The organism is Faecalibacterium sp. Marseille-Q4164 (assembly GCF_017377545.1).
GTDB classification, from domain to species: Bacteria; Bacillota; Clostridia; order Oscillospirales; family Ruminococcaceae; genus Faecalibacterium; species Faecalibacterium duncaniae.
Map to the genome: position 1 here is coordinate 108,224 of NZ_JAFREJ010000004.1, position 23,186 is coordinate 131,409.

Here is a 23,186-nt window from a genome sequence, read left to right on the forward strand (position 1 = left end):
GGAGAGGTTGTACAAAGACGAAGCCTGCCCAAGAGCAAGAAACTATGGGAGTTTCCGATGTAAGTGCATCTTTGTTTTGACAAATATCCCCCATCAATTTAGGAGAAATCAATATATGACAAATCGTGAAGAGATCGAGCGCCGCCGGACGTTTGCGATCATCAGCCACCCCGATGCCGGCAAAACGACCCTGACCGAAAAGCTGCTGCTGTACGGTGGAGCCATCAATCAGGCCGGCTCCGTCAAGGGCAAGCAGAGCGCCAAGCACGCTGTGTCCGACTGGATGGACATCGAGAAGCAGCGCGGTATTTCTGTCACTTCCTCTGTCCTGCAGTTCAACTATGCAGGCAAGTGCGTGAACATTCTGGATACCCCGGGCCATCAGGACTTTTCGGAGGATACCTACCGCACCCTGATGGCAGCGGACTCCGCTGTCATGGTCATCGATGCGGCAAAGGGCGTTGAGGCCCAGACCATCAAGCTGTTCAAGGTCTGCACCCTGCGTCACATCCCCATCTTTACCTTCATCAACAAGATGGACCGCGAAGCCCGCGACCCCTTTGAGCTGATGGAGAACATTGAGGAGATCCTGGGCATCAAGACCTACCCCATGAACTGGCCCATCGGCTGCGGCAAGGAGTTCAAGGGCGTGTTTGACCGCAACACCCGCAAGGTGCTGGCTTTCTCCAGCGACGGCCGCGCCAACGGCGTGAAGAAGGTCAACGAGACCGAGGCCGAACTGGGCGATGCCGCACTGGACGAGCTGCTGACCCCCTACCTGCACCAGCAGCTGGTGGACGAGATCGAGCTGCTGGACGGCGCTGCCGAGGAATTTGACCTCGACAAGGTGCTGCGCGGTGAGCTGAGCCCCGTGTTCTTTGGCTCTGCTCTGACCAACTTCGGCGTGGAGCCCTTTCTGGAAAACTTCCTGCGGCTCACCCCCACCCCGCTGGCCCGTGTGGACAGCCTGACCGGCGAGCCGGTGGACCCCTGCCGCGACGAGTTCTCGGCCTTCATCTTCAAGATCCAGGCCAACATGAACAAGGCCCACCGTGACCGCATCGCCTTTATGCGCATCTGCTCCGGCAAGTTCGAGCGCGGCATGGAGGCTTACCACGTGCAGGAGGGCAAGAACATCAAGCTTGCCACCGGCACCCAGCTGATGGCGCAGGATCGCGCCATCGTGGATGAGGCCTACGCGGGCGATATCATCGGCCTGTTTGACCCGGGCATCTTCTCCATCGGCGACACCCTGTGCACCGGCAAAAAGAAGGTCGAGTTTGCGGGCATCCCCACCTTCTCACCGGAGCATTTTGCCCGCATCGAGCAGAAGGACACCATGAAGCGCAAGCAGTTCGTGAAGGGTATGGAGCAGATCGCCCAGGAGGGTGCCATCCAGATCTTCCGCGAAGTCGGCGGCGGCATGGAGGAGGTCGTGGTCGGCGTGGTCGGTGTGCTGCAGCTGGAAGTGCTGGAGTACCGCCTGAACACCGAGTACAACGTGGAGATCCGGATGCAGCAGCTGCCCTTTGAGCAGCTGCGCTGGGTGAAGAACGACCCCGACACCTACAACCTGCGCGACCTGGATCTGACCAGCGATACCAAGGCTGTGGAGGATATGAAGGGCAACCGTCTGCTGCTGTTCACCTCTGATTGGGCCGTCCGCTGGGCTGAGACCCACAACGACACGCTGGAATTGAGCGAGTTCGGCAATATCTGATTGGAAAAAAGAGAGCTGCCGTGCGGAGCTGACTCGCACCGCAGTTCTCTTTTTTATAAAAAGCAAAAATACAACAAAAGATGCCAGCCTCTGTATGAATGGTTCCCATTGCGGGGAACACTGCTGGCATGGAGGGAAACGTATATGGAAAACCTGAACATTGGCCGCAGCGGCATCGAAGTGCCTTTTCTGGGCATGGGCACCTGGGCCATCGGCGGCGGCAGCTGGTGGGGCGACAACGATGATGCCCTTTCGGTCAAAGCCATCCAGACTGCTGTGGAGCAGGGCATCCGGTGGATCGACACCGCGCCCATCTACGGCCTGTACCACAGCGAGACCGTGGTGGGCGAGGCCCTGAAGCACATCGACCGGGACAAGGTGGTGCTCTCCACCAAATGCGGCCTGGAGTGGCGGCATGAAACGCCGGTGCTCCACAAGGTCGTGGACGGCACCGCCGTCTACCGGGACCTCTCGGCGCAGAGCATCATTGAGGACGTGGAGGACAGCCTGCGCCGCCTGGGCACCGACCACCTGGATGTGCTGTACACCCACTGGCAGAGCCCGGACCTCGGCCTCTATCCGCTGGAGGAGACCGTGGAGGCCATGATGAAGCTGAAGGAGCAGGGCAAGATCCGCGCCATTGGTGCGTCCAACGTGACGGCGGATCTCATCCGGGGCTACTGCCGGTACGGCCAGCTGGATGTCATTCAGGAGAAGTACAGCCTGCTGACCCGCCGCATCGAAAAGCAGCTCCTGCCCACCTGCAGGGAGCTGGGCGTTTCGGTGCAGGCCTACTCCCCGCTGGAGCAGGGTCTGCTCACCGGCAGGGTCACCATGGAGACCACTTTCCCCGAGGGCAGCACCCGGAACAGCAACCCCAGCTTCCAGCCCGCCCGCCGGAAGCAGGCGCTGGACCTGCTGGCCAAGTGGGACGACCTGACCGGAAAATACGACTGCACCATGGCCCAGCTGGTCATTGCCCTGACGGCCCGGATGATCCCCGGCCTGCATGTGCTGTGCGGTGCCCGCACCCCGGAGCAGGTGCTGGACAATGCCGGTGCCCTGAACATCAAACTGGATGGCGCGGATGCCGTCCGCATGAAGTGGGACGTGGATGCCATTTCCTGAGCCGGTGCTTCAGAACAAAAGCAGATAACAAAAAGGGACGATGCCGCAATGGTAGCACCAGATAAGAAAACATTGAAAAAGTCAGTGAAATCAATGTTTTTCATGGTGCAAACACGGTGCGAAGTCGAAACAATCAAATACTGACAGGCTCAAAGGGCGTTGATATGCAAGTATCAGCGCCCTTTTCCTGTACCCACAAGCCATAGGCATTGAAAACCTATGGCGTTTTTTTATACCCATTTTGAAGGAGGCTGGCAATGAAACTGACAGAAGCAGAAATGAGGATGGTGTTTCAGATTGAAAGTACCAATCAGAACGCCGCCATGAATGAGATTTACATGACATGGCGCTATGCGCCGAACCCGGCAACGAAAGAAACGGCGGAAGGCCTTCTGGACAAGCTCCGTCCCCTGTCGGATCAGGAGTGCATGGATTTGATCCGCAAAGCGCAGGCCGAATACCGTCTGCCGGAGAAAGCCCGCACCATCGGAGAAATGCTGGCAGAAGCCAGACAGCAATCCGGGGCGCAGAAGTTATCCGGCCATGACATTATGGCTTTGGAGCGTTTCGACCCGGCAACCAGACACATGATCGTCTTTGATGTTCTTACCCATGACTCGCCTGTTGGCTGGAAAGGTGAGAAAATGCGCCTGTTCCTGACTGACGCCGGATACAGCAAGGCTTTGGAGAATCAGGAACAGGGGCACATCAAAATCCGTAGCCATGCGAAGGTGCTTTCCGGCGACCTCCACTATGACCATAAAGACCGTGAGAGGTAGCCGACTGAAAACTGTATCAAAATCAGTAGGATATCTTCTGTTTTTCCCCCTGTGGCTTGCGTTCTGAACAGGGCGTGGATGTTTTCCCATGCGGGAGAAAACGGAGGCATACAGACGGGTAAACCGCTCAAAATCAACACTTTTTATTTTCACAGGAAGGAGGTGCGAAGATGGCTGTTTTTCGTATTGAAAAGACCCGTGATTATACGGTCATGTCGAACCATCACTTGAAAGATCGGACGCTGACCCTGAAATCCAAAGGGCTGCTGTCCATGATGTTGTCGCTCCCTGACGAGTGGAATTACACCACCAGAGGTCTTGCGGCGATCTGCCGGGAAGGTGTGGACAGCATCGGTGCGGCATTGAAGGAGCTGGAAAACCACGGGTATATCCGGCGCACCCAGCTTCGGGACGAAAAAGGCAAGATCACGGATACCGAGTATGTCATTTACGAAATGCCTCAGTGCGAGCCGCCGTCAAGCCCAGGTACGCCTTTACCGGGTACGGCAAAGCCATATACGGAAAACCCGGATATGGGTATCCCGGATACGGCGGAACCGTGTACGGAAAACCCTGCACAATTAAATACTAATCAACCAAAGACTGATTTATCAAGTACGGAACTATCAAATCCTATCCAATCAAATCCCCCTACCCCCGCAGGGGCAAGGATGGGAACGGATCGGATGGGAGCCAGAGAATGTTATCGTGAAGTGATTTTGGATAACATCGAGTACAGCTATCTGGTGCAGGACAGCCACATCGACCGTGAGCAGCTTGACGAGATCGTTGACCTGATCGTGGATACCGTGTGTTCTGCCCGCAAAGTCATCCGTATTGCCGGAGACGATTATCCGGCGGAGGTAGTAAAGTCCCGGTTTATGAAGCTGGACAGTTCCCATGTTCAGTATGTTATGGACTGCATGAAGGACAACACCACCTATGTCCGCAATATCAAGAAATATCTTCTGGCGGCGCTGTATAACGCCCCGACCACCATCAACAGCTACTATTCTTCCCTGGTGCAGCACGATATGTACGGGGACGGGCAAAGGGGGCGAGGCTAAATGCAGGAGGAAGTAACGCGAGGTGCCGTGACGCTCATTGTTGACGGAGCCAAGCTAAGTGAGCAGGTCTTTGAAAAGGCCGTCAAAAAGTTCCTGGAGGAAATCCAGAAAAGCCAGAAGCCCAAAATCTACCGCGGCAGGCAGAGCCTTAAACAGCTTGCCAGCCAGAACGCAGGTCTTGCCAATATTGAGATCAGCGACAAGAATATCAAGGCTTTCTCCCATGTAGCGAAGAAATACCATGTAGATTTTGCCTTGAAGAAAGACACCGCCGCAGAGCAGCCCCGTTACCTGGTCTTTTTCAAAAGCCGGGACGCGGATGCCATCACAGCGGCATTTCAGGAGTTTGCCAGCCGCAAAATGAGCCGTGAGGAAAAGCCCTCCATCCGGGAGCGGCTGACCCAGGCGAAGGAACAGGCGGCGGAGAAACCGGAACACCGCACCATTGACCGGGAGAAAGTAAAGGTCAAAGATCGGAGCGTGCAGAGATGAACATGAAAAAACTGTTTTTGCTGAACCTTCCGTATCTTCTGTTTGTGTATCCCTTCGATAAGCTGGCACAGGCTTTTCGGCTTGCGCCCGGTTCTGACCTCTCCGGCAAGCTGCTTTCTATCGGGGACGGCTTCACGGCAGCACTTTCCTCCCTGTGGCTCAGTTTTCATCCCACGGACCTGCTGATCGGCATAGCCGGTGCGGTGATTCTCCGCATGGCAGTCTACCTGAAAGGCAAGAACGCCAAGAAATACCGCCACGGGATCGAGTATGGCTCTGCCCGGTGGGGTACGGCGGCGGATATTGCTCCCTACATGGACAAGGACTTTTTCCAAAACATCCCCATGACGCAGACGGAACGGATCACGATGGCGAGCCGTCCAAAGCAGCCGAAGTATGCCAGAAATAAAAACATTCTGGTGATCGGCGGTTCCGGTAGCGGCAAGACGCGGTTCTTCTGTAAGCCGTCGCTGCTGCAAGCTCATTCGTCCTATGTCTGCACTGATCCGAAAGGAACCTTGCTGCCGGAGATCGGCGCTTTCCTGGAACGGAAGAAATACCGTATCAAATGCCTCAACCTGATAAACTTCCGAAAATCCATGAAATACAATCCACTGGCTTACATTCGGTCAGAGAAAGATATCTTAAAGCTGGTGAACGCCCTGATTATGAACACGAAGGGCGAAGGAGAAAAATCTTCGGAAGATTTCTGGGTCAAAGCAGAACGCCTCTATTATTCCGCACTGATCGGCTACATCTGGTACGAGGCCACGGAGGAAGAAAAGAACTTCATCACGCTTCTGGACCTTATCAATGCCAGTGAAGCCAGAGAGGACGACGAAACCTATCAAAGCCCGGTGGACCTGCTTTTTTCTCAGTTGGAAGAACGGGAGCCGGACCATTTCGCCGTCAAGCAGTACCGCAAATTCAAGATGGCGGCGGGCAAAACCTTAAAATCCATCCTCATTTCCTGCGGTGCCAGGCTTGCTCCCTTCGACATCAAGGAGCTGCGGGACCTGATGGAATATGACGAACTGGAACTGGATACCCTGGGCGATCAAAAGACGGCGCTGTTTGTGATCCTGTCAGATACGGACAGCACTTTCAATTTCGTGGCCGCCCTTATGTACAGTCAGCTTTTCAATCTGCTCTGCGACAAGGCGGATGACTTCTACGGCGGGCGGCTACCTGTCCATGTCCGTCTGATCCTGGACGAGTTTGCCAACATCGGCCAGATACCGAACTTCGATAAGCTGATCGCCACCATCCGAAGCCGTGAGATATCGGCTTCTATTATTTTACAGTCACAGAGCCAGTTAAAGACCATCTACAAGGACGCGGCAGATACCATCGTCGGTAACTGTGACAGCACCTTGTTTTTGGGAGGCAAGGAGAAATCCACCCTCAAGGAAATTTCGGAGCTGCTGGGGAAAGAGACCATTGATCTCTATAATCAGTCCGAAAACCGGGGCAGCCAGGTTTCCCACGGCCTCAGTTATCAGAAATTAGGAAAGGAGTTGATGACCCAGGACGAATTGGCAGTGATGGACGGCGGCAAGTGTATCTTCATGCTGCGGGGCGTGCGCCCGTTCCTTTCGGACAAGTACGACCTCACCCGGCACCCGAATTACAGATACACAGCCGACGCCGACCCTAAAAATGTCTTTGACATGGAACGGTACATGAAGAAGCAGCGTGCCGTGGTAAAGCCCACGGACACCTTCGATGTGTACGAGATTGACGCAACAACTTAACCCAAAATCAAAAACATTTTTTAGGAGGATTATTTTATGGAATTTTTCAACAGCGCAGTTGGTGTTTTGCAGACTCTCGTGGTGGCTCTGGGCGCAGGTCTTGGTATCTGGGGCGTTATCAACCTTCTGGAAGGTTATGGCCAGGACAACCCTGCTTCCAAAAGCCAGGGTATGAAACAGTTGATGGCCGGCGGCGGTGTCGCCCTCATCGGCATCACCCTTGTACCTCTGCTCTCCGGCCTGTTCGGTTGATCGTCCGGCGGTGATCGCTTATGGGCGGCATACTCGACAAACTCGATGAATGGCTCCGAGGGCTGCTCATCGAGGGGATCACGGGAAACCTGTCGGGCATGTTCGATACGGTCAATACCAAAGTAGGCGAGATCGCCGGTGAAGTGGGACAGACGCCGCTGGCATGGAACAGCGGCGTCTTTTCTATGATCCGAAACCTCTCTGAAACGGTGATCGTTCCAATCGCCGGGGTTATCCTGACATTCGTAATGTGTTATGAGCTGATCCAGCTTGTGACAGAGAAAAACAATCTGCACGATGTAGATACCTGGATGTTCTTCAAGTGGATTTTCAAGACCTTCTGTGCCGTTCTCATTGTGACGAACACATGGAATATCGTCATGGGTATCTTCGATGTGGGGCAAAGCGTTGTAAACAGCAGCGCAGGTGTCATCATCGGAAATACCTCCATTGATATCAGCAGCGTCATCACGGATATGGAGGCGCAGCTTGAAGCCCTGGGCACGGGAGAACTGTTCGGGCTGTGGTTCCAGTCCCTTTTCGTGGGACTTACCATGAACGCCCTTTCCATCTGTATCATGCTTGTCATCTACGGCCGCATGATCGAGGTGTATTTGACAACTTCCGTTGGACCGATTCCGCTTGCCACTATGACAAACCGGGATTGGAGCCATACAGGACAGAACTACTTGAAATCCCTGTTTGCATTGGCGTTCCAGGCATTTCTAATCATGGTGTGCGTGGGAATCTACTCTGTTTTGGTACAGAGTATCGCCACGGACGGAAATATCTCAGGCGCGATATGGGCCTGCATGGGCTACACGGTCCTGCTGTGCTTCGCCCTGTTCAAGACCGGCAGCCTCTCTAAGAGCCTGTTCGGAGCGCATTAAGGAGGCTTGGTAAATTGGCGTATGTAACCATTCCAAAGGATTTGACGAAAGTAAAATCCAAAGTGCTGTTTGGGCTTACCAAACGGCAGCTTATATGTTTCGGAGCGGCGGCACTCATCGGAGTACCGCTTTTCTTTTTGCTCAGACGCACGGCCAGCAACAGCGCCGCCGCGTTCTGCATGATTATCGTCATGCTCCCGTTCTTTCTGCTCGCCATGTATGAGCGGCATGGTCAACCCCTGGAGGTGGTGGCCGGACAGGTCATCCGCTGTATGTTCCTGCGGACGAAGGAACGGCCTTACCAGACAAACAATTTCTATGTAGCCCTGGAGCGGCAGGCCCAGGCGGAAAAGGAGGTGAAAGCCATTGTTCAGAAAGCGAAAGCCAGAGCCGCAGGCACGGCAGGCGGCAAAAGCCGCGGTAAAACTGACCGCCGCAGAAAAGCGTGAGATCAGCCGTATCCTGGAAACCGCCAGAGGCGACGGCAAGGTACATTCCGCACAGGACACCTTACCGTTCCGCCAGATGTACCCGGACGGTCTGTGCAAGCTGGACGACCACACCTGGTCGAAGTGTATCGAGTTCGAGGATGTGAATTATCAGCTTGCAAAGCCTGACGACCAGACGGCGATCTTTGAAGCCCTCTGCGATATGTATAACGCCCATGACGCTTCTATCGGGATGCAGCTTTCCCTTGTGAGCCGCCGCATGAACCGGGAGGATTTTGTAAAGCGCATCGAGATCGCGGCGCAGGGAGATCATTTCGACCATATCCGTGAGCTTTACACACAAATGCTCCGCAAGCAGCTTGAACGGGGCAACAACGGTCTTATCAAAACAAAGTATCTGACCCTCACCATCGAGGCACGGGACAGTAAAACCGCACGGGCACGATTTTCCCGGATCATCATGGACGCCCTCAACCATTTCAAGGTCATGGGCGCTCTGGCAAAAGAGCTTGGCGGCAAGGAGTGGCTGGAAATGCTCCACGGCATCCTGCACCCGGACGGGGAACGGTTTGCCTTTGAATGGAGCTGGCTTGCCCCTTCCGGCCTGTCGGTTCAGGATTTTATCGCACCATCTTCCTTCCGCTTCGGTGAAGCACGGAAGTTCACGATGGCGGATAAATTCTGTGCCGTATCCTTTCTGCAGATCAGCGCACCGGAAATGGATGACCGTATGCTCACTGAACTGCTGGATACGGACAGCGGGCTGCTTGTCAGCCTCCATATCCGCAGCATGGATCAGAACGAGGCAATCAAAACGGTCAAGCGGAAGATCACCGACATTGACAGTATGAAGATCGACGCACAGAAAAAGGCAGTGCGGGAAGGTTTCGATATGGATATCATCCCAACTGACCTTGCCACCTACGCAGGCGAGGCAAAGAATATCCTCCGTGATCTGCAAAGCAGAAATGAGCGAATGTTCCTGATGACCTTCCTGGTGGTGAATTTTGCGGACAGCAAGCAAAAGCTGGAGAATGACCTTCTCCGTGCGGCAAGTGTGGCGCAGAAATATAACTGCTCCCTGGTGCGGCTGGACTTTCAGCAGGAGGACGGTTTCGTGTCGGCTCTGCCCCTGGGTGTCAACCGCATTAAGATACAGCGCGGGCTTACCACTTCGGCGGTGGCGGTGTTCGTTCCCTTCACCACGCAGGAGATTTTCCACGGCGGCGAAGCTCTCTACTACGGGCTTAATGCCACTTCCGGCAATATGATCCTTGCCGACCGCAAAAAGCTGAAAACGCCCAACGGCATGATCTTAGGTACGCCCGGCAGCGGCAAGAGCTTTTCCGCAAAGCGTTCCATTGTGGGTGTGTTCCTGAACACAAAGGACGATATCCTGATCTGCGACCCGGAGGCGGAATATTTTCCGCTGGTGAATCGGCTGGAAGGCCAGGTCATCAAAATCTCACCTACCAGCACGCAGTATGTGAACCCTATGGATATCAACCTCAATTACAGCGAGGATGATAACCCGCTGGCGTTGAAATCTGACTTTATCTTGTCGTTCTGTGAACTGGCGGCAGGCGGCCGGAACGGTCTGGAGCCAGTGGAAAAAACAGTCATTGACCGTGCCGTGCGGATCGTGTACCGCCCCTATATCGCAGACCCCCGCCCGGAGAATATGCCGCTGCTGGAAGATTTGTATGACGAGATCAAACGGCAGCCGGAGCCGGAGGCACAGCGGATCGCGGCGGCGCTGGAACTGTATGTGCATGGCAGCCTGAATGTTTTTAATCACCGTACCAATGTGGATATCAACAACCGCATTGTCTGCTTCGATATCAAGGAGCTGGGAAAGCAGCTCAAAAGCCTGGGTATGCTGGTGATCCAGGATCAGGTGTGGAACCGTGTTTCCCAAAACCGGGATCAGGGTAAATCTACCTGGTACTTCGTGGACGAGTTCCACCTTCTGCTGCGCGGCGAGGTTGGTACCTGGAGCGTGGAGATTTGGAAACGCTTTCGCAAATGGGGCGGTATCCCCACGGGGATCACGCAGAACATCAAGGACCTGCTTTCCTCCCCGGAGATCGAGAACATCTTTGAAAACAGCGATTTTGTGTACCTTCTGAACCAGGCCAGCGGAGACAGGAAAATCCTCTGCGAGCGCCTGAATATCTCCAACCAGCAGGCGGCACATATCAGCAACGCAGGCCCCGGCGAGGGGCTGATCTTCTTCGGCAATGTGATCCTGCCTTTTGTGGATGACTTCCCGAAGGACAACGAGCTTTACAGCATTATGACGACAAAACTTGGTGAAACCGGGAAAGGAGAAAACGAACATGAATGATCCCCGCTATTTGCATACAGAAGAAAAACAGGAAGGTGAAACCTTCTTTGATGTGATGAACCGGCTGATCGCCAGAAACAAGGCGGTCACGGCGGATATGGAGGCGGTCCTTGCGGAGCTGGAAAGTGAGATTGAACCGTTCCGTGCGCCGAAGAACCATGAATAAACTGACCCATGTGAGCCTGTTTTCCGGCATTGGCGGTCTGGACCTGGCGGCGGAGGCTGCCGGGTTTGAAACCGTCTGCCAGTGTGAGTGGGCGGATTTTCCGCACTCCGTCCTCTCCGCACGATGGCCGGACGTTCCCAGGTTCCGGGATATTACTACTTTTACGAAGGAGGCGTTTTTTGAAAAAACAGGACTTGAAACAGTTACCGTTATCTCAGGCGGCTTTCCCTGTCAGCCCTTCTCCACCGCCGGAAAACGGAAGGGCTTTTCGGATGAACGCTACCTGTGGCCGGAAATGTGCCGCGTTATTACCGAGCTGCGGCCCCGTTGGGTGCTTGGGGAAAATGTTGCTGGCTTCATCAATATGGGGCTCGACAAAACGATCTTTGACCTGGCAAAAGCGGGATACGCTGTTCTCCCATTCGTATTTCCGGCTTGCGGTGTCGGCGCATGGCATGAGCGCCAGCGAACTTTTATCGTCGCGGCTGATGTTTCCCACACCCCTTGCCTCCGACAACAACACCGCCAGGGACGCGGCAAGCCTGGATGTGTTCCTGTCGGACAATGGGATATTTCGCAAGAGGAACCGAAACGGGGCGATCTGGAGCCTCAGCCTGTCGGCGGCGGTATTCTATCTGACCCCGGTGGCGTCGGACGGTTTCCGCTCAACCTTGAAGCCGTCGGCCTTCGATCCGGCGAAGAAGGACGGGAACCTGTCGGCGCAGATCATCTCCCAGGAACAGCCGGTGTCCGAAACGGCGGCGCTGAACCCGGATTGGGTGGAATGGCTCATGGGCTTTCCGAAAGGATGGACGGACGTATCCTCTGGACCGCCGAACCGGAAGGAATCCCCCGCATGACCGAGCGCATGGACAACCGGGCGCTGCGGCTGAAAACTTTGGGAAATGCGGTCTGCCCGCCCCAGGCCTATCCCATTTTCCGCTATATCGCCATGATCGAGAATGGCACCTGCGGTGACTTCTGCCCCTATGGAAAGGAAGGTGACTGCCTATGAGGGAACTGAAAGCGACCGATAAGATCACGCAGAAAATGACCCGTGACGGTGCGGTATCGGAAAACCTTGCCACGGGAGAGGTGGAACATATCAGCAGCCGGGAGCCGGAAACGGAACTGTCCGCTTCTTCGGAAGAATCCGCTGGCGCTGCGGCTGACCTTGCCCTGCGTGCGGCGGAACACCATGAGAAGAAAAGCGCACGAAAGGCGGAAAAGGCTGACACCCAGGCGGTGCGGGATGGTTCTGCTGCAAGGCAGCGCCCGTCCTCCCGCCTGCAATTTACCGAGGAAGAACGTGCCGATCCCGTACTTGGAAAGTACATCGACCGTTCCGACCGTGCGGCGGACAGGCTGGACGCGGCAAAAGCCGCTATCCCCACAAAGAAAGTTCTCCGTACCGAGCGTGTTTTTGACGAGACAGCCGGAAAAGGCAAAACGCAGCTTCACTTTGAAGAAGTGGAGAAACGCCCCAACGGACGCCTGCGGCACAATCCGCTTTCTCGGCCTGTCCATGAGATTGTCCACGCTGCCCACGCGAAGGTGCATGAGGTAGAGCAGGAAAATGTGGGTGTAGAGGTCGGACACAAAGGCGAGGTGTTGACGGAACGCGGGTTTGCCTATGGAAAGGGCAAAGTTCGTGCCGCCGTCCACCATCACCGCACAAAGCCCTGGCGTGACGCGGCGAAGGCAGAGCAGGCTTCGGTCAAGGCAAACGCCGAGTACCTTTATCAAAAGGCACTGCATGATGATCCTGCATTGGCAGCTTCTAACCCGGTATCCCGCTTTCTGCAGAAACAGCGGATCAAACGGAACTATGCAAAGGAGCTGCGGCAGGCAGAGAAAACCGCAAAGAACACAGCGGCCACGGCGAAAAGTGCGGCGCAGAAAGCAAAGGACGCCTTCAAGGAAACTTTCCTCTACATCAAGCACCATAGCCGGGCGGTGCTGTTGGTGATCGGCATTGGCGCCTGTGTTGCCCTGCTGTTTGGCGGGGTATCTTCCTGTTCCATGATGGCAGGCTCCGGCGTGGGCGGTGTATTTACTTCCTCTTATCTCTCCGAGGATGCGGATATGCTGGCTGCGGAGGCGGCCTACTGCGAACTGGAACAGGAACTTCAATATGAGCTGGAACACTATGAGGCTCTGCACCCCGGATATGACGAATACCGTTTTGATCTGGACGAGATCGAGCATGACCCTTATGTGTTGATCTCCATTCTCACGGCGTTCCATGAAGGGGTGTTTACCATCGACCAGGTTCAGGCGGAGCTGCAAATGCTCTTTGAAAAACAGTATATCCTGACGCAGACCGTGGAAATGGAGGTGCGCTATCGGACGGAGACGCGGACAGACAGCGAGGGAAATGACTATGACGTGAAAGTACCGTATAACTACTATATCTGCAATGTGAAGCTGGAAAACTTCGACCTTTCTCATGTGCCGGTCTACATCATGGACGAAGAAACACTTTCCCTGTATGCGGTCTATATGGCAACGCTGGGAAACCGGGAAGATTTGTTCCCAGGCTCCGGCTATGTAGACAAGTACACCAAACCGCCAACCACCTATGATATCCCGCCTTCCGCACTGGAAGATGAAACCTTTGCGGCGCTCATTACCGAGGCGGAGAAGTACATCGGCTATCCTTATGTCTGGGGCGGCAGCAATCCAAACACTTCTTTTGATTGCTCCGGCTTCGTGTCCTGGGTGCTGACGCAAAGCGGTGTCTGCAATACGGGCAGGCTGGGAGCCCAGGGGCTCTACAACATTTCCACCCCGGTATCCTCTGCCAACGCAAGGCCCGGCGACCTGATTTTTTTCGTCGGTACTTACGATACGCCAGGTGTTTCCCATGTGGGTATCTATGTGGGCGGTGGAAGAATGCTGCACTGCGGCGACCCCATCCAGTATGCAGATATCAACACAAGCTACTGGCAATCCCACTTTTACGCTTTCGGGCGACCACCCTACAACTAAAAAACGATATGGAGGTAATTTGATTTATGGCAACGACACAGAAGATCCGCAATGACATTGCGAAAACCAAAGAAAAGATCGCGGAGCAGCAGAAACGCCTTCGTGCGCTGGAGACCCAGCTTGCGGAGGAAGAAAATCTGGAAATCGTCCGCATGGTGAAAGCCGTGAAGATGGACAACAAGGAGCTGACCGCCTTCCTGAAAGCCTATGCCAGCGGTATGATCTCCCTGCCGGAAGGTATGCTGCAGGAGGGCAACACCGAGAATGAGGAAACGGAGGGATACGAGGATGAAGCATAACTTTATGACAAAAATGGTATCGGCTCTTTTGGCGGTGGTGCTCAGCACTGCCGCTTTTTCTGTCACCGCCTTTGCCAGCGGCGGTGAGGAAACCACGGAGCCCGTGGCTGAACAGGAAACGACTGGGGATGTCTCTGATCTGCTTTCCGCTTTGGCAGGCAGCCAGGTCACGGTATCCGTCACCGAGGACGGTATCCAGTTCCGTTCCGGCGAAAATGACTCCGGGCAGACCGGCACCGTCACCACGGGCGGCGGCAACCTGAATGTCCGCACGGGCGCTGGAATGGATTATACCGCCTTCACTCAGCTTCCCAACGGAACGACCGTGAAGGTGATCGGCACGGACGGCGACTGGCTGAAGGTCATCCTGCCGGAGAAAGTCGGCTATGTCTATTCCGGCTACATGACGGTAAGTGGCGGCGAGGCTGGTTCCGGGGAAGGTTCTTTCTCTCTGGACACGGAAACACTGGAAAATCTGCTGGGTATGCTGGGCGGCGGTCTGAATGGCGGTGCCGCCCTGACGCCGGACGGGAACCTTTCGCTGATTGACGATATTGGCAGCCCGACCGCCAGCGGCAAGCAGTTTATTACAGTGGAAACGAAGAACGGCAATGTGTTCTATCTCATTATCGACCGTGACGACGAGGGCGAGGAAACCGTGCATTTTCTGAACCAGGTGGATGAAGCCGACCTCATGGCACTCACGGAGGATGGAGAAAAGGCGGAAACACCTATTGTCTGCACCTGTACGGAGAAGTGCCAGGCCGGTGCGGTCAATACCGCTTGCCCGGTCTGCGTAAAGAACCTCAGTGAATGTGTTGGCACAGAACAGAAAGCTGCGGAGACCACCGAGCCGGAGAATCCGGAACCCGAAAAGAAAAGCAATGCTGGGGCGCTCCTGGCGGTGCTGCTGATCCTTGCAGCCGGAGGCGGCGCGGCGGTCTATTTCCTGGTGCTGAAACCGAAGCAGGGAAAGAAAGTTCCCGCTGATCTGGATGATTTCGACCTGGAGGATGAAGAAGTATATCTGACCGAGGACGAGGAAACGGAGGAAAAGAATGAGTAAACTGATTATCGCAGAAAAACCGAGCGTAGCAAAATCTATCGCGTCGGCCCTGGGTGCTTCATCCAGGGCCGACGGCTTTTATGAGGGCAATGGCCTTCTTGTATCCTGGTGCGTGGGACACCTGGTATCCCCGATGGATGCTGGCGGCTATGACGAGCATTTCAAGAAATGGCGCTATGACGATCTCCCCATTCTGCCGGAGCCGTTCCGCTATGTGCTGGCACTGGGCAAGGAGGACGCTTTTGAAAATCTCAGCGCTCTGATGGACCGCCCCGACGTGGATACCATTGTCAATGCCTGTGACGCTGGGCGTGAAGGTGAGCTGATCTTCCGTCTGGTGTATGAAATGGCCGGCTGCCGCAAGCCGGTCCTCCGTCTCTGGATTTCTTCGATGGAGGACAGCGCTATCAGGGAGGGCTTTTCTGATCTGCGCCCCGGCACCGATTATGAAGCATTGTATCAATCAGCCCTGTGCCGCCAGAAAGCGGATTGGCTGGTGGGGATCAATGCCACGCGCCTTTTCTCCGTCCTCTATCACCGCACCCTGAATGTAGGCCGTGTGCAAACACCCACGCTGGCAATGCTGGCGGAGCGTGACGCGAAGATCACGCTGTTTCACAAGGAAAAATATCATTTGCTGCACTTGGTGCTGGATGGAGCCGAAGCAGTGTCGGAGAAATTCACCGATCCTGCGAAGGCGGAACAGGCAGCGGCCATGTGCAAGGGTGCGACCGTCACCTGTACCTCTGTCACGAAGGAGCAGAAGAAGGAACAGCCGCCGAAGCTCTATGATCTTACCACCTTGCAGCGTGAAGCGAACCGCCTGTTCGGATACACGGCGAAGCAGACCTTAGACTACGCCCAGAGCCTCTACGAAAAGAAGCTGCTGACCTATCCCCGCACGGACAGCCGCTATCTGACCTCCGACATGGCGGAAACGGTCTCCTGTGTGATCCACCTGGCGGTAAAGCTGCCGCCTTTTGATGGCTGCGGCAACTTCTTTCCGCTGGTGAAGGCCATGATCTCCGATAAAGATGTATCCGATCACCACGCCATTATCCCCACGATGGAGATTGAAAAAGCGGATATCAAGGCTCTGCCTCTGGGCGAACGCAATTTGTTTCTGCTGGTCTGCTGCAAGCTGCTGTGTGCATCGGCAGAGCCGTATGTGTATGAGGCGGTCACGGCAACTTTCAACTGCTGCGGCCATTCCTTCACCGCAAAGGGCAAGCGCGTCCTTGCCGAAGGCTGGCGGGAAATCGACCGCATTTTCCGTGCCTTCTTGAAGGAAAAGCCTGCGGATGGGGACGGCGGCACGCTCCCGGACTTCACCGAAGGGCAGACTTTTGACGGTGCGGAGGTTGCTGTTACCGAGCATTTCACCCAGCCTCCGAAGCCCTACACGGAAGATACCCTCCTGTCCGCTATGGAGAACGCAGGCAAGGATGGTATTCCAGACGAGGCGGAACGAAAAGGTCTTGGCACACCTGCGACCAGGGCGGCCATCATCGAAAAGCTGGTGACAGCCGGATTTGTGGAGCGCAAGGGCAAAAACCTGATCCCCACGAAAGCAGGTATCAACCTTGTCACGGTCCTGCCGGAGCCGCTGACCTCTCCCATACTGACAGCGGAATGGGAACAGAAATTGACGGAGATCGCAAAAGGCGGCGCTGACCCGGATACCTTCATGGACGGTATCTGCACGATGGTCCAGGAGATCGTGTCCACCTATTCCTGCATTTCCGAGGATGGCAAAAAGCTGTTTGCCCCGGAGAAGGAAGTAATCGGTACCTGCCCTCGCTGCGGCCAGCCGGTTTATGAGGGCAAGAAGAACTTTGCGTGTTCGGATCGGTCCTGCGGTTTCGTTCTCTGGAAAAATGACCGCTTCTGGACGAGCCGCAAGAAGGAGCTGACAAAGAAAATGGCAGCGGACCTTCTGAAAAAGGGACGTACCAATGTCAAGGGAATGTGGTCTGAAAAGAAACAGGCTGCTTATGACGCTGCGGTGATCCTGAACGACACGGGCGGCAAGTACATCAATTTCAAGTTGGAATTTTCAAAAAGAAAGGTTGGTGCTGATGGCAGAAAATAAGACTTTGGAACATTTACCCGAAGTGAGGGCGGCGGTGGCTGTCCTCTCCCCGGAGAACCGAAAACTGCTGGCGGCAGTGCAGGCCTCACCCTTCAAGCTGACAGCGCCGGAGCAGTTCAAGGAGTTTGCGGCCAACATCGACTATTTCGTATTTGAGCCCAATATCCACGATCTGAACGATCTGGGGTGGCGGTATCTGGCACAGCACATGGATATGCTGCTGCCCCCGGAACTTCTGAAAGCGATCGACCCTGTTCCGTTTGGCAAGTACGCCATGCAGGAGGAACAGGGCCATTTTACGGAACACGGATATATTTCTCTTTCCGGCGACGAGTGGAATCATGAACGCCCTGCGGAGCCGGAGAAAAAGCCCTCCATCCGGGAACGGCTGGAACAGGGCAAGAAGGAATGTGCGGAGAAAAACAAGGCGCAGCCCCATAAGGAAAAATCTGCGCCGGAGCTGTAAGGAGGTGCTGATATGCCATATTACGATCACAACAAGGATTATCCCTTTGCCGCCTTTATCACCAATCTTGGGAAATATAACGAGGGCGAGCTTGTGGGCGAGTGGGTGAAGTTTCCCACCACCGCCGAGGAATTGAAGGAAGTGTTTAAGCGGATCGGAATCGGCCAGAAGGATGACTTCGGCCAGCCCTATGAAGAATGGTTCATCACGGACTATGACTGCTATGTGGACGGTCTTTACAGTAAGCTGGGTGAATATGAAAATCTGGACGAGCTGAATTATCTGGCATCGAAGCTGGATGAAATGAGCGAAAGCGAATACGCACAGTTTCAGACCGGTATGGAAATGGGCGACCATTGCGGCAGCCTGCAGGAGATCATCAACCTCACCGAGAATCTGGATTGCTATGAGGTTTACCCCGATATCCATGACTATGACGATCTGGGCCGCTATTACATCGAAGAACTGGACGTTATGCAGGTGCCAGAGCATTTGCAGAATTACATCGACTATGAGGCCTACGGCCGGGACGTTGCGTTGGAGGAAAACGGCACCTTCACGGATCAGGGCTATGTGCGTGATACGGGTGACAGTTTCCATGAGTATTACGACGGTGAGCGCGGCAGTATCCCCGACGAGTACCGGGTGATGACTTTCCAGGATGATCTTCCCGAAGAAGAAAAATCCGAGTGGGCCATGGATATCGCCTTTGACATGGACGAGTTTTTCCGTCAGAACGATCCGCAGTATGCGGCGGAGCACCCGGAGGCACACGCCGCAAAAGAAGAACTTTACGAAAACCTGATGGCGGGACGCATTTCTGCGCTGGATGAAAAGCTGGCGGCGCTGGGGCAGACGCAGGAGGACTATCTTTCTTCGGAGATTGAAAAGTTCAAGGATGCCACGGGCTATGAGGAATTTCTTGATTTTGATCCGGCGGAGGTCAAGGCCGCTTTGGAGGACCCGGAGAAGTCCCATGCGGATGAAATGCTGTCCGCTGCGGAGAAGGTTGCCTCGGAAAAGATGACTGTGCTTGTAGTGGAGCCTATGAAGGAACCCTATGTGAAGGAGATCGACCCCGATCTTCATTCCCTGCAGGCGGAGGTCGGCGGAGACATTGGCGCAACTTATCCCTATTCTGACCCGGTGGCGCTGGTTTGTAATGATGAAGGAAAGCTCATAGGGCTTGATCTGAACCGTGGGCTGCGGGATGAAAATGGAGAAATTTATGATATCGTAGCAGGGACTTTTTTGGTGGTTGGACTTGGTGAGGAAGATTTTGCGTCCCTGTCCCCGGAACTGATTAAGAAATACACGGAACAGTTCAAAACGCCGGAACGATTTATGCAGATCAATGGCAATATCGTTGTTCTCCCTGTCCCGGCAGAGAAGCAAGACCTCGCTTATCTGCCAGACCGTTTTGAAACTGGCGAACGTGTGCAGACACCCAGGGGCAGCTTTCAGGTGACGTCTATGAGCCGGGAACAGATGGAGGCGGCCGGTTACGGTGTCCACCATATTTCCGATGATGGAAAGTATCTTATCATGGGAAACGGCACACGGGCCTTTGCCGTGGCAACGGAACAGCCGGAAAAGGATAATCCCCTCCGCACAGCGGAAATGACGTTGGAGGATGACTACGGCATGATCGACGGCGTTATCAACAACGGCAGACGCGGCGAAGAATCGGAAAAAGCCCAGGAGTACGCAGAGCGGACAACGCCGGAGAAGCCTTCCATCCGTGAGCGGTTGGAGGACGCCAAACGGGAATGTGCCGAGCACAAGCCCCCAGAAGGAAAGACGCCCGGCCGTGATGTGCCGGAGCATGACTGCCTATGAGCCGAAGCAAGAAGTGGCGGCTGGAATGGGCGTTCTTCCTGGGCGAGAACGGCAGACGGCAGTATAACCATATCTGCAAAAAATGTGTTCACGGTTGCAAGCAGAGTTTCCGGGTATGTCTGGTCGCTTGTCCGCATTACAGTTCCAAACGGTCTAAAATCTGTGAGGATAAGGGGGCGAAAAACGCAGAATAATTCCCTGTATCCATATTTTCAAAGGGAGCCTTTATGATTTCTCATGTGTCGGTCTGCTTGCTGGCACATGAAGAAAAAGGCTTGATTTCAAACACTTTCTGTCACGCAAAACGGGAGTACAACTTTTCGGTTCGTCCGATCGGCTGTACTCCCGCTTTTTCTTTTTGCTATCATCAAATTACTTTAACACGGTTCTGTTGTTTGAACAGGGGTACAAATTGTACCTCCGTTGAAAAGGAATTTCCATAGTATTTTCTCATTAGGATTGGATAGGAAAGGATGGATAGCCGCCGCAGTAGGCGTTGTGGGAATGTGTGTAAACTGCCAGGATTGTGAGGCTGTGGGAAAGCTGTTTGCAGACCTGTGGGAAAAGGCTTATCTTTTTCCATCAGGTTGTGAATGGTTTTTCCATCGGCACGAGCGGCAGTTTTCCATATTTCCATAACGCAAGAAAATCATCCAATAATCAGCCGGTACACCGTCAGCGGCACATACCACACTGCCACGATCAGACGCCATGCCAGAATGAAACCACCGATCACGCCGCCGATAATGAAGTTCAGCGCAAACAGGGCGATCCCTCCACCCAGGGAGCCGCCGCCAGGCACGATCCAGAGGCACATCCGATGCAGGCCAAATGGCAGCCCGCAGAGTATCCAGAGCCACGCATAGTCAAGCTCTCCGTTCTTCATGCAGGCGGATTTGAAGATACAATACAGAATCAGTGCCACGATCACGGGCAATACGCTTTTGAAGAAAAATGCTTTGATTGCTTCGCTTCTTGTCATCGGTAAAACCTCCTTCCGCAGTTCCATTATACAGGATGCCGGGAGCTGCGCCCAGCGTCTTTCAAAGAAATTTATTCCAGTTCATGCCGCCGCTGTTGTTCCTGTTCCTTTGGAACGGCCAGAAGCGCATCCACATTCTGTTTGACTGTTTCGTATTCCTGTGCTTCGGCTCTTGCAGCTTTATATTCAGCAAGGAGCCGTTCCTTTTCTGCGTTGAGATTGGCAAGCTCCGTTTTCATGCTTTCCGTTGTCGGCAGCGGCACAGTCCCCAGCCGTTTTAATTCTCTGGCGGCCGCTTCAAAAAGGATGATCTCGCTCTCATGCCCCCGCAGAAACTTTTCTTTATCATTCGATTTACGGTATCGGTCATAAAGCGGCTTTAGCTGACGGTAAGTGCCGGCGTGCTTCATCACAATGGCAAGTTCGGCACTTCTGCTTTCTATCCGCTTGATCTCCGCATGAGCGGTATCCCTGCGTGCGGATACTGCGTTCAATTTGCTTTCCAGTTCTCCATAACTGCTTATCCCGTGTTCCGTCAGGAAATTCATGGTCTTGGCGGCCTGTTTCAGATTGTTCAGCTTCGCCCAATGGGTGAAGCCTGCGCTCTGCTGTGCCTTGATGTTATTCTGGATATCAATGAGCAGGCTGATCTTTCCGTTCTGCGGTTTCGGCTGGTGGGAAGGTCTGGAACGTCCGGCAATCCGGGCAACAAGGGCTTCTTCGGTGTAGTCCACACCCAGAGTTTTCAGACGGGTGAACCGTTCCTGATCCGGCGCTCTGGCGGAGATATACTTGCCGCGCTTGATCTCATAACCTTCTCTCTGCAGGCGGCGAAGCAGTTCTTCTAAATCGGAACAGGCTGGCAGGAGTCGGTCGATGGCCGCTTTCAGCTTCGCCTTATAGCTGGTGCCGTTCTGCGTGGCCTGATGTTCAATATAGCTCTTGCCCTTGTCCTGTCCGGGGATTATGACGGACAGACCGTGTTCTTTGCAAAGCCGGTCCGAAGTGCGGCGGATATAGTGATAACTCCGCTTGTTGGAATGATAGTGCTTATGATCCGCAAAACTGACCGCATTGAAAATCAGGTGGTTATGAACATGATCTTTGTCTATGTGGGTGGTAAGTACAAATTCATACTTGCCGCCCAGAATTTCTTTTGCAAGCTCCATGCCGATTTTATGGGCTTGCTCCGGCGTGACCTCCCCAGGTTGAAAGGCTTGGATCAGGTGGCGCCCCAGGTTCGTTCCCTTGTCAATAGCATGGCGGCGGGTCCAGGCAAATTCGATATCCGCAGTTTCGGCGGCGCAGCCATAGGAGGATACAAGCAGTTTTCCGTCCGTCTTTTCCGGGTTGCAGATATAGTCAATGGCTGCTTTCAGCGTTGACTTGATAGGATGTGTCTTTGTAACTGCCATATCTCGTCCAGCCTTTCCCGTATCTCGTCCATGTCGGCCTGATACGCAGGACCTCCGGCGTTGATCCGCTTGGCGATCTGGTTGATGTTCCGCCCGATGGCGGAAAGCTCTTTGGTGAACGCCTTGATATCTGCGGTGTCCGTATAGATGATATATCCGTCAATCGCCATCTTGCGGAGGTAGGCACCATATCTGCGTGTGGGGAGCTGGCTCATTTTCTCATCTATGAGCCGTTTTTCGTCCTCTGTGACATAGAATTTCATTTGGATATTCCGCTTTCGGTTTGCCATGCGCCGCCTCCGTTCTTCATAAGGGTTTGGGATTATCCCAACAAGCAATTTTGGATTTTCGGGCAAGGGACCTGAAAATCTCAAAATTCGCAAGCGGGTACTCGCTTGCTGTGCTTGCTACCGTATCTTATCCCTACTTATAAAGCGTTGCGGAAACCTCAAAATGCCCGCAAAATAAGAAAAACAGAGGATGTTCAGACACCCTCCGTTTCTTCATTCGGCTTTTCAATTTTTAAGGCCCCGTCAATGGCACCTTCCACGATAGGCAAATACTGTTCCGGGCAGAGTTTCAACTTCTGTCCGACCCGCTGGCGCAGCTCGCTTTCCTCTCGCATGACCTCTGGATTGAAATATCTCTCCATCGGCAGGCCGCAGATTTTTACAAGCTGTATGATGACCGGCAGGCTGGGGATCGTGCCCTCGTTTTCAATGTTGGCAAGATACCTGGTATCAATATTCACCTTTTCGGCTAAATCTTTTCGTGCAAGGTTCTTCGCCTTCCGTGCTTCTTTTACATCCGCACCGAAGGTTTCAAAGCCAGGGCAGTCTTTCACTTTTGCCATTCAACATCACCCACATACATTCTATATTTCATAGTCTGCACATGGAATGATGTGATATCCATTCTATATACATTTTATAATTCATATTTACGTCCTTGTATTCTTCGTGCAGACGAAATATAATATTGGGGGAGGTGCA

General features: G+C 54.1%; 22 protein-coding genes. 18 read left to right on the forward strand and 4 right to left on the reverse strand.

Annotated elements, in window-relative coordinates:
* The first annotated feature begins 115 nt into the window (after positions 1-115).
* The 18 genes from J3352_RS06555 to J3352_RS06640 all read left to right on the forward strand — a co-directional run bounded on the left by J3352_RS06555 (position 116) and on the right by J3352_RS06640 (position 19,797).
* On the forward strand, positions 116-1,720 hold the full coding sequence (locus J3352_RS06555) for a peptide chain release factor 3 (RefSeq protein ID WP_005928402.1): 1,605 nt from the start codon (positions 116-118) through the stop codon (positions 1,718-1,720).
* Positions 1,721-1,864: 144 nt separating this feature from the next.
* Positions 1,865-2,848, forward strand: coding sequence for an aldo/keto reductase (locus J3352_RS06560; protein ID WP_154276846.1), 984 nt, complete (start codon positions 1,865-1,867; stop codon positions 2,846-2,848).
* A 257-nt stretch (positions 2,849-3,105) separates the two neighbouring features.
* A complete protein-coding gene (locus tag J3352_RS06565) occupies positions 3,106-3,627 on the forward strand; it encodes a DUF5720 family protein (protein ID WP_156066371.1) in 522 nt (173 codons plus the stop codon).
* Between the two features lie 170 nt (positions 3,628-3,797).
* Positions 3,798-4,694: a DUF6017 domain-containing protein gene (locus J3352_RS06570; protein ID WP_156066373.1), complete on the forward strand. Its 897-nt coding sequence runs from the start codon at positions 3,798-3,800 to the stop codon at positions 4,692-4,694.
* Positions 4,695-5,186, forward strand: a complete 492-nt coding sequence (locus J3352_RS06575) for a PcfB family protein (RefSeq protein WP_156066375.1) — start codon at positions 4,695-4,697, stop codon at positions 5,184-5,186.
* Positions 5,183-6,940, forward strand: a complete 1,758-nt coding sequence (locus J3352_RS06580) for a VirD4-like conjugal transfer protein, CD1115 family (protein WP_156066377.1) — start codon at positions 5,183-5,185, stop codon at positions 6,938-6,940. Before J3352_RS06575 ends, J3352_RS06580 begins: the two co-directional genes overlap by 4 nt.
* Positions 6,941-6,976: 36 nt before the next feature.
* The gene (locus tag J3352_RS06585; RefSeq protein ID WP_005541840.1) at positions 6,977-7,192 is read left to right on the forward strand and encodes a Maff2 family mobile element protein; all 216 of its coding nucleotides are present in this window, start codon (positions 6,977-6,979) and stop codon (positions 7,190-7,192) included.
* Between the two features lie 20 nt (positions 7,193-7,212).
* Entirely contained in the window at positions 7,213-8,082 is an 870-nt protein-coding gene (locus tag J3352_RS06590) for a VirB6/TrbL-like conjugal transfer protein, CD1112 family (RefSeq protein ID WP_021739912.1), read from the forward strand.
* A 14-nt stretch (positions 8,083-8,096) separates the two neighbouring features.
* Positions 8,097-8,531 (forward strand): PrgI family protein, encoded by a 435-nt coding sequence (locus J3352_RS06595; RefSeq protein WP_007705950.1) that lies wholly within the window; start codon positions 8,097-8,099, stop codon positions 8,529-8,531.
* A complete protein-coding gene (locus J3352_RS06600; protein ID WP_197036529.1) occupies positions 8,449-10,878 on the forward strand; it encodes a VirB4-like conjugal transfer ATPase, CD1110 family in 2,430 nt (809 codons plus the stop codon). The genes J3352_RS06595 and J3352_RS06600 overlap by 83 nt, the downstream gene beginning before the upstream one ends.
* The gene (locus J3352_RS06605) at positions 10,871-11,044 is read left to right on the forward strand and encodes a hypothetical protein (RefSeq protein WP_173011349.1); all 174 of its coding nucleotides are present in this window, start codon (positions 10,871-10,873) and stop codon (positions 11,042-11,044) included. Before J3352_RS06600 ends, J3352_RS06605 begins: the two co-directional genes overlap by 8 nt.
* A complete protein-coding gene (locus J3352_RS06610) occupies positions 11,037-12,059 on the forward strand; it encodes a DNA cytosine methyltransferase (protein WP_156066379.1) in 1,023 nt (340 codons plus the stop codon). The genes J3352_RS06605 and J3352_RS06610 overlap by 8 nt, the downstream gene beginning before the upstream one ends.
* Positions 12,056-14,035: a C40 family peptidase gene (locus J3352_RS06615; protein ID WP_156066381.1), complete on the forward strand. Its 1,980-nt coding sequence runs from the start codon at positions 12,056-12,058 to the stop codon at positions 14,033-14,035. The genes J3352_RS06610 and J3352_RS06615 overlap by 4 nt, the downstream gene beginning before the upstream one ends.
* Positions 14,036-14,061: 26 nt before the next feature.
* Positions 14,062-14,334, forward strand: a complete 273-nt coding sequence (locus tag J3352_RS06620) for a DUF4315 family protein (RefSeq protein ID WP_021738126.1) — start codon at positions 14,062-14,064, stop codon at positions 14,332-14,334.
* A complete protein-coding gene (locus tag J3352_RS06625; protein WP_156066383.1) occupies positions 14,324-15,400 on the forward strand; it encodes a CD1107 family mobile element protein in 1,077 nt (358 codons plus the stop codon). The genes J3352_RS06620 and J3352_RS06625 overlap by 11 nt, the downstream gene beginning before the upstream one ends.
* Positions 15,393-17,492 (forward strand): type IA DNA topoisomerase, encoded by a 2,100-nt coding sequence (locus J3352_RS06630; RefSeq protein WP_156066385.1) that lies wholly within the window; start codon positions 15,393-15,395, stop codon positions 17,490-17,492. Before J3352_RS06625 ends, J3352_RS06630 begins: the two co-directional genes overlap by 8 nt.
* Positions 17,479-17,958, forward strand: coding sequence for a hypothetical protein (locus J3352_RS06635; protein ID WP_156066387.1), 480 nt, complete (start codon positions 17,479-17,481; stop codon positions 17,956-17,958). The genes J3352_RS06630 and J3352_RS06635 overlap by 14 nt, the downstream gene beginning before the upstream one ends.
* 12 nt (positions 17,959-17,970) lie before the next feature.
* Positions 17,971-19,797: an antirestriction protein ArdA gene (locus J3352_RS06640; protein ID WP_156066389.1), complete on the forward strand. Its 1,827-nt coding sequence runs from the start codon at positions 17,971-17,973 to the stop codon at positions 19,795-19,797.
* 649 nt (positions 19,798-20,446) lie between these two features.
* On the opposite strand, the gene J3352_RS06645 is transcribed toward J3352_RS06640, so the two are convergent.
* From J3352_RS06645 to J3352_RS06660, 4 genes are all read right to left on the reverse strand, one after another.
* Positions 20,447-20,779, reverse strand: coding sequence for a DUF6050 family protein (locus J3352_RS06645; protein ID WP_156066391.1), 333 nt, complete (start codon positions 20,777-20,779; stop codon positions 20,447-20,449).
* Between the two features lie 71 nt (positions 20,780-20,850).
* A complete protein-coding gene (locus tag J3352_RS06650; protein WP_156066393.1) occupies positions 20,851-22,194 on the reverse strand; it encodes a relaxase/mobilization nuclease domain-containing protein in 1,344 nt (447 codons plus the stop codon).
* Positions 22,155-22,484, reverse strand: a complete 330-nt coding sequence (locus J3352_RS06655; RefSeq protein WP_071143469.1) for a MobC family plasmid mobilization relaxosome protein — start codon at positions 22,482-22,484, stop codon at positions 22,155-22,157. Before J3352_RS06655 ends, J3352_RS06650 begins: the two co-directional genes overlap by 40 nt.
* Positions 22,485-22,678: 194 nt before the next feature.
* On the reverse strand, positions 22,679-23,047 hold the full coding sequence (locus tag J3352_RS06660; protein WP_021738115.1) for a helix-turn-helix transcriptional regulator: 369 nt from the start codon (positions 23,045-23,047) through the stop codon (positions 22,679-22,681).
* Between the last annotated feature and the right edge of the window lie 139 nt (positions 23,048-23,186).